The sequence below is a fragment of the Kluyvera sp. Awk 3 genome, assembly GCF_028069715.1.
GTDB lineage: Bacteria > Pseudomonadota > Gammaproteobacteria > Enterobacterales > Enterobacteriaceae > Kluyvera > Kluyvera georgiana_A.
The window spans coordinates 1-6,660 of the sequence record NZ_JANEWH010000195.1; the positions used below are offsets into that span (position 1 = coordinate 1).

At 54.2% G+C, this 6,660-nt stretch carries 4 protein-coding genes; 3 read left to right on the forward strand and 1 reads right to left on the reverse strand.

The genetic code is table 11. From position 1 onward, the window contains the following. The first annotated feature begins 25 nt into the window (after nt 1–25). Nucleotides 26–601 carry an NADPH-dependent FMN reductase gene (gene ssuE / locus NNN71_RS23125; protein WP_271459449.1) on the forward strand — a complete coding sequence of 192 codons (576 nt, stop codon included), beginning with the start codon at nt 26–28 and terminating at the stop codon, nt 599–601. A gap of 118 nt (nt 602–719) precedes the next feature. Here the strand turns inward: ssuE and pepN are convergent, their stop codons facing one another. Continuing rightward, complete coding sequence (gene pepN / locus NNN71_RS23130; RefSeq protein WP_271459450.1) at nt 720–3,332, reverse strand: aminopeptidase N; 2,613 nt, start codon at nt 3,330–3,332, stop codon at nt 720–722. A gap of 264 nt (nt 3,333–3,596) precedes the next feature. Here pepN and pncB point away from each other — a divergent pair, with 264 nt between their 5' ends. Continuing rightward, entirely contained in the window at nt 3,597–4,799 is a 1,203-nt protein-coding gene (gene pncB / locus NNN71_RS23135) for a nicotinate phosphoribosyltransferase (RefSeq protein WP_167576286.1), read from the forward strand. Between the two features lie 169 nt (nt 4,800–4,968). After that, complete coding sequence (asnS, locus tag NNN71_RS23140) at nt 4,969–6,369, forward strand: asparagine--tRNA ligase (protein ID WP_163448533.1); 1,401 nt, start codon at nt 4,969–4,971, stop codon at nt 6,367–6,369. Nucleotides 6,370–6,660: the final 291 nt, after the last annotated feature.

The window sequence follows — 6,660 nt, forward strand, 5'->3', positions numbered from 1 at the left end:
GTATTTTTAGTTATAAGGAGTGAACATGCGCGTCATTACTTTAGCCGGCAGCCCGCGTTTCCCCTCTCGTTCCAGCGCTCTGCTGGAGTATGCTCGTGAGAAACTTTCCGCGGCGGATGTGGAAGTGTTCCATTGGCATTTGCAGAATTTTGCGCCGGAGGATCTTTTCCACGCGCGTTTCGACAGTCCAGCACTGCAAACGCTGACCGAGCAACTGGTTCATGCCGATGGTTTAATCATCGCCACGCCGGTGTATAAGGCCTCTTTCGCCGGTGCGTTAAAAGCGCTGCTCGATTTACTGCCGGAGCGTGCGCTGGAAGGAAAAGTGGTTTTACCCCTGGCGACCGGCGGCACCGTCGCCCATATGTTAGCGGTCGATTATGCCCTTAAGCCGGTTCTCAATGCGCTGAAAGCACAAGAGATTTTGCAGGGTGTGTTTGCCGATGACAGCCAGGTCACCGATTATCAACATAAGCCGCAGTTCAGCCCAAATCTGCACACGCGTCTGGACAGCGCGCTGGAGACCTTCTGGCAGGCGCTACACCGACGAGACATCCAGGTTCCCACGTTAAGCGCAGTACGACAGACCGCGCATGTTTGATAAAAAAAACGCCGCAGGGAAAATCCCGCGGCGTTTTTGTTTACATAAAGCCCGCCCGCAACGGCGGGGAAACCACATATGCCCCGGAGTCGGCATAAACGCCTCGTCCGGGTGACGATCAGGCTAATGCTTTAGCAATCTTCTCGTACAGATCTCCGGAGAGATTCTCCAGCCCCTTCAACTGCTCCAGCGCAGAACGCATCAGCGCCTGACGTTTTGCATCATAGCGTTTCAGGCGGATCAGCGGCTCAATCAAACGCGAAGCCACCTGCGGGTTTTTGCTGTTCAGTTCGGTCAACATTTCAACCAGGAACTGGTAACCGCTGCCGTCTTCCGCATGGAACGCCGCCGGGTTGCTGCCGGCAAAGGCGCCAATGAGCGAGCGAATGCGGTTCGGGTTATTCATGCTGAATGAGCGATGGTTCAGCAGCTTACGCACTGTCGCCAGCACGTCATCTGCCGGACTGGTCGCTTGCAGAATCAGCCATTTATCCATCACCAGACCATCATGATGCCACTTGTCGTCGTACTCCTGCATCAGCGCGTCACGGCACGGTAGCTCCGCCGCGACGGCTGCAGACAGTGCGGCCAGCGCATCGGTCATGTTGTCGGCGTTATGGTATTGCTCGCTCACCAGCTTGTTACCCAGCTCGCGATCGCCAAACGCCAGATAGCGCAGGCAGGTATTGCGCAGCGCGCGCTTGCCGATGTCCGCATGCTCAACGCGATAGCTGTCGAGTTTATTGGCGTTGTACACCGCCAGACATTCGTCCGCCAGCTCGGTAGCCAGCGTGCGGGTCAGCGCTTCGCGCACTGCGGCAATGGCGATCGGATCAATGCTCTCAAACAGTTCAGCAATTTCGCTGGCGGATGGCAGAGTCAGAATTTCCGCGGCCAGCGCCGGATCAATCTTCTCATCCAGCAGAATAGCGCGGAACGCGTCGGCCACGTGAATCGGCAGCGACAGCGGTTGACCCTGCTGATGACGAGCCACGTTCAGCTTAATGTAGGTTGCCAGCAGGCTTTGCGCGGCGTCCCAACGAGAAAAATCATTACGCGCATGGCGCATCAGGAAGGTGAGTTGCTGATCGCTCCATTTATATTCCAGCTTCACCGGCGCGGAGAATTCACGCAGCAGCGACGGCACCGGCTGGAAGTAAACGTTATCGAACACAAACGTCTGCTCGGCCTGGGTCACGTTTAGCACGTGGTGTACCGGATGGCCATCTTTCTGCAGTGGGATCACTTTACCTTCGTTATCGTACAGTTCGATATCGAACGGAATGTGCAGCGGGTATTTCTCCTCCTGCTCGGCCGTGGCTGGCGTACGCTGGCGGATGGTTAAGGTGTACTGCTCGGTTTCCGGATTATAGTCGTCGTGCACGCTGACAATCGGCGTACCGGCCTGGCTGTACCAGCGGCGGAAATGAGAGAGGTCGATGTTGGAGGCATCTTCCATCGCCTGGACGAAGTCGTCACAGGTGGCGGCGCTGCCATCGTGGCGCTCAAAGTACAGCTGCATCCCTTTCTGGAAGTTCTCTTCGCCCAGCAGCGTGTGCAGCATACGAATGACTTCCGCCCCTTTTTCATACACCGTCAGGGTATAGAAGTTATTCATTTCAATAACTTTGTCCGGACGGATTGGGTGCGCCATCGGACTCGCGTCTTCAGCAAACTGCAAGCCGCGCATGGTGCGCACATTGCTGATGCGGTTAACCGCGCGGGAACCCAGGTCGGAGCTGAATTCCTGATCGCGGAACACGGTCAGGCCTTCTTTCAGGCTTAACTGGAACCAGTCGCGGCAGGTCACGCGGTTACCGGTCCAGTTATGGAAATACTCGTGACCAATGACGCGTTCAATATCGAGATAATCTTTATCCGTCGCGGTATCGGTACGCGCCAGCACATATTTGGAGTTAAAGACGTTCAGCCCTTTATTCTCCATCGCCCCCATATTAAAGAAGTCGACGGCAACGATCATATAGATGTCGAGGTCGTATTCGAGACCAAAGCGCTCTTCATCCCACTTCATGGAATTTTTCAGCGAGGTCATTGCCCACGGCGCGCGGTCGAGGTTGCCACGGTCAACGAACAGTTCCAGCGCCACTTCGCGCCCGGAACGGGTTTTGAAGGTATCGCGCAGCACGTCGAAATCGCCCGCCACCAGCGCAAACAGGTAGCACGGCTTCGGGAACGGATCCTGCCACTGTACCCAGTGACGCCCGTTATCCAGCTCGCCTTCGGCAATACGGTTGCCGTTGGACAGCAGGAACGGATATTTGCTCTTATCGGCGGTAATTTTAGTGGTAAAACGCGCCAGCACGTCCGGGCGGTCGAGATACCAGGTAATATGGCGGAAGCCTTCGGCCTCACATTGAGTACACAGCGCTTCACCTGATTGATACAACCCTTCCAGCGCAGTATTCGCCGCCGGGCTGATTTCATTGACAATCTTCAGCGTAAAACGCTCAGGCAGGCCAGAGATGACCAGCTGGTTATCTTCTTCTTTATAGTCGGCCCACGGCGCACCGTTAACATGAATGGAGACCAGCGTGAGGTCCTCGCCGTTCAGGCGTAACGGCACATCAGACGCTGCGTGACGGGAAACCTGGCTTTCCGCGGTCACAACGGTTTTTGCGGCATCCAGGTCAAAGGCCAGGTCGATATCACTAATCAGGTAGTCCGGCGCACGGTAATCGTGGCGGTACTTGGCTTGGGGCTGTTGTGTCATAAAAAACCTTTAGCATCTTTTGTAAATGTCACCTCCAGTCTATTCCTGTTGTGTTAAACGCGCTATGCAGAATCTTCATCTTTTCCAGTCAAATAGGGAAAATAGATACATTTACGCAACATGCCGCACAAAACGCCGGAGTGGCGCTTCGTGCCATAACGTGTGATCGGGGTTCAATAAATCGTTAAACAAGGTATACTCCAGCCATTCTCCCCTGTTGTTTATTGTACTAAACGCTCCTGTGAGAGGATGCTACTGCGCACCATGACACAATTCGCTTCTCCTGTTCTGCACTCGTTGCTGGATACAGATGCCTACAAACTGCATATGCAGCAGGCCGTTTTCCACCACTACTACGACGTTAACGTCGCGGCGGAATTCCGCTGCCGTGGTGACGATCTGCTGGGCATTTATGCTGACGCCATTCGCGAACAAGTCGAAGCCATGCGTTCACTCACCCTGCGTGATGATGAATACCACTGGCTGTCCGGTCTGCCTTTCTTTAAGCAGGACTACCTGAACTGGCTGCGTGATTTCCGCTACGATCCACAACAGGTCACCGTAACAAACGATAACGGTAAGCTGAATATCCGCCTTGAAGGTCCGTGGCGTGAAGTCATCATGTGGGAAGTGCCGCTGCTGGCGGTGATCAGCGAACTGGTTCACCGCTACCGTTCGCCGGAAAACGGGGTGCCGCAGGCGCTGGAAATGTTGGAACAGAAGCTTTCCGACTTTAATCAGTTGACGGCTGACCTGGATATGTCCGCTTTCAAACTGATGGACTTCGGCACCCGTCGCCGCTTTTCTCGCGAGGTTCAGGAAGCCATTGTCAGTCGTCTCCGTCAGGAGCCGTGGTTTGTTGGCACCAGCAACTACGATCTGGCGCGTCGCCTGACCCTAACGCCCATGGGCACCCAGGCACACGAGTGGTTCCAGGCGCATCAGCAAATCAGCCCGGATCTGGCGACCAGTCAGCGCGCGGCGCTGGCGGCCTGGCTGGAAGAATACCCGGACCGGCTCGGCATCGCACTGACCGACTGCATCACCATGGATGCGTTCCTGCGCGACTTCGGCCCGGAATTCGCCACCCGTTATCAGGGTCTGCGCCACGACTCCGGCGACCCGTTTGAGTGGGGCGAGAAGGCGATCAAACATTATCAAAAGCTCGGTATCGACCCGCGCGAGAAAGTGCTGGTGTTTTCCGACAATCTCGATCTGCCGAAAGCCGTTGAGCTGTACCGCCACTTTTCACCGCGCATCAATCTCAGCTTTGGTATTGGCACGCGTTTAACCTGCGATATCCCACAGGTTAAACCGCTCAATATCGTTATCAAGCTGGTTGAGTGCAACGGCAAACCGGTGGCGAAACTCTCCGACAGCCCGGGGAAAACCATTTGCCACGATAAAGCATTTGTTCGCGCATTACGTAAAGCATTTGATCTCCCGCAGATCAAAAAGGCCAGTTAATCACCAGAGGGAGCCCAGGCGGCTCCCTTCTTCTTTATTTATTTCTTAAAACACCCCTTCCTTATGCGAATTCTACTTGTCTGATGGAAGATGACAGGTAACATAGATATCCCCCCGCCGTTCCGGGGAAAAACGATTTTTTTATTGGACTACGAATAGAGAGACTATTATGAGCGTTGTGCCTGTAGCCGACGTACTCCAGGGCCGCGTAGCCGTTGACAGCGAAGTCACCGTGCGCGGCTGGGTACGTACCCGCCGAGATTCAAAAGCTGGCTTTTCCTTCCTGGCCGTCTATGACGGTTCCTGCTTTGATCCTGTACAGGCCGTTATTAATAATTCTCTGCCCAATTACAATGACGAAGTCCTGCGTCTGACCACCGGCTGCTCGGTGATCGTCACCGGTAAAGTCGTGGCGTCTCAGGGTCAGGGCCAGAGCTTTGAAATCCAGGCCTCTCACGTGGAAGTCACCGGCTGGGTTGAAGATCCGGATACCTACCCGATGGCGGCAAAACGCCACAGCATCGAGTATCTGCGTGAAGTGGCGCATATGCGTCCGCGTACCAACCTGATTGGCGCGGTTGCCCGCGTTCGCCACACGCTGGCGCAGGCGCTGCACCGTTTCTTCGACGAGCAGGGCTTCTTCTGGGTTTCCACCCCGCTGATTACCGCTTCCGATACTGAAGGTGCTGGCGAAATGTTCCGCGTGTCTACGCTGGATATGGAAAACCTGCCGCGTAACGATCAAGGCAAAGTGGATTACGACAAAGATTTCTTTGGCAAAGAAGCCTTCCTGACCGTTTCCGGTCAGTTGAACGGTGAAACCTATGCCTGCGCGCTGTCGAAGATCTACACCTTTGGCCCTACCTTCCGCGCGGAAAACTCCAACACCAGCCGTCACCTGGCGGAATTCTGGATGCTGGAGCCGGAAGTGGCGTTTGCCGATCTGGAAGATAACGCCCGTCTGGCAGAAGCGATGCTGAAGTACGTCTTTAAAGCCGTTCTTGAAGAACGTGCGGACGACATGAAGTTCTTCGCCGAGCGTGTAGATAAAGATGCTATCGATCGTCTGGAACGTTTCGTTTCCGCCGACTTCGCGCAGGTTGATTACACCGACGCGGTCACCATTCTGGAAAACTGTGGCAAACAGTTTGAAAACCCGGTTTACTGGGGCGTAGACCTCTCTTCTGAACACGAACGCTATCTGGCTGAAGAGCACTTCAAAGCGCCGGTGGTGGTGAAAAACTATCCGAAAGAGATCAAAGCCTTCTATATGCGTCTGAACGACGATGGCAAAACCGTTGCCGCCATGGACGTACTGGCGCCGGGCATTGGCGAGATTATCGGTGGTTCTCAGCGTGAAGAGCGTCTGGACGTGCTTGATGCGCGTATGGCCGAAATGGGTCTGAATAAAGAAGACTACTGGTGGTATCGCGACCTGCGTCGCTACGGTACTGTGCCGCACTCAGGCTTCGGTCTGGGCTTTGAACGTCTAATCGCCTACGTCACTGGTGTGCAGAACGTTCGCGACGTAATTCCGTTCCCAAGAACGCCACGCAACGCCAGCTTCTAAAACCGTTTCATCCTCAAGGCCAGCCGCTCGAGCTGGCCTTTTTTTACCTGCACATGTAAAGAAATCTTTATTAATTTTAACAAACCTAAACTTCAAGCCCCTGCCTCGCGCAGTTTGTTACATCACATTTCCCGGTAATAACCTCGAACAAAAATCATCCACATTTTTATTGCAGTCAGAAAATCACTTAAGCCATAGCACATTTTTTATCCAAAACAACAGCTATCTGGACGGCTAAAAAATATCATAACGAAATTATCACACATCCGCTCTGTGCGATAAGAAAAAGCG